The following is a 932-nucleotide window of genomic DNA, read 5'->3' on the forward strand; positions in this document are numbered from 1 at the left end:
TAATCGGCTCTCAAATCATCATAATTAACCCTCAAATCATCATAATTAACCCTCAAATCATCAATGGATACTAAAGGCTCATTCAAATCACGATAGAAAATGAAAGGGTTATTATGATAAATCGTGTCGTTTTCTAAAATCGTTTTAAAAAAATCTAGGATTTTTTTAAAACTCAAATCTTGGTAAAAGTAAGCTTTCCCATCAAGGGTGTTTAAAGGGTTTTCATAGAGCATGTCTAAATAAGCGTTTGGGTGCGTGTGCAAGTATCTCACATAATCAATCGCTTCATCAAAATCTTTGAAATCACAAACGTTCACAAAACTTTTAGGGTTAAAGTCTTTCGCCACGCTAGGACTCCCCCAATAAATAGGAATGGTGTGGCTGAAATAAGCGTCAATGATTTTTTCAGTTACATAGCCATAGCCTTGAGTGTTTTCAAAACACAGGTTGAATTTGTATTGGCTTAAAAACTCGCTCTTGTTTTTGACGTTATAGCCTAAAGTGTTTTTCACGCTCCCTCCCCCAGTAACTGGCTCTATAGAATTTAAAGCGTCATAGAAAGCGTTCCTTATAGGAGCGTTAGGGTTGCTCGCGACAAAGCTCGCAAACCCTCTTTTCAAAGGATCGCTCTCATCATTCACTACTGCGCATAAATGGGGGTGTTTTTCTTTAAAATGATGGGAGGGCTTTTTTAAGGTATAAAGGCTGTTGTCTTTGAGTTTGTAGGGCGCGGTGGTGTCATTCACGCTCTCGGCTTTATGGTGTAGTCTATCATAATATAAAGGCATTCTCAAATAACGATCTCTAAAGTCCAATTCATCAAAGCCTATGGCGTAATCAAAGAGGTTGAAATTAGGGACTTCATTTTCACCGGTGTAAAACACTCGTTTAGTGTTTTGATAGGATAGGATTTTTCTGGCTGATCCAAGGGG

General features: G+C 38.1%; 1 protein-coding gene. It reads right to left on the reverse strand.

All coding sequences use genetic code 11. From position 1 onward, the window contains the following. The coding region (locus tag H7O61_RS07785) for a glycosyltransferase family 10 domain-containing protein (protein ID WP_187875653.1) at nucleotides 1-932 on the reverse strand (932 nt) is incomplete at both ends.

The organism is Helicobacter pylori (genome assembly GCF_014496965.1).
In the GTDB taxonomy this organism is placed as follows: Bacteria; Campylobacterota; Campylobacteria; order Campylobacterales; family Helicobacteraceae; genus Helicobacter; species Helicobacter pylori_CZ.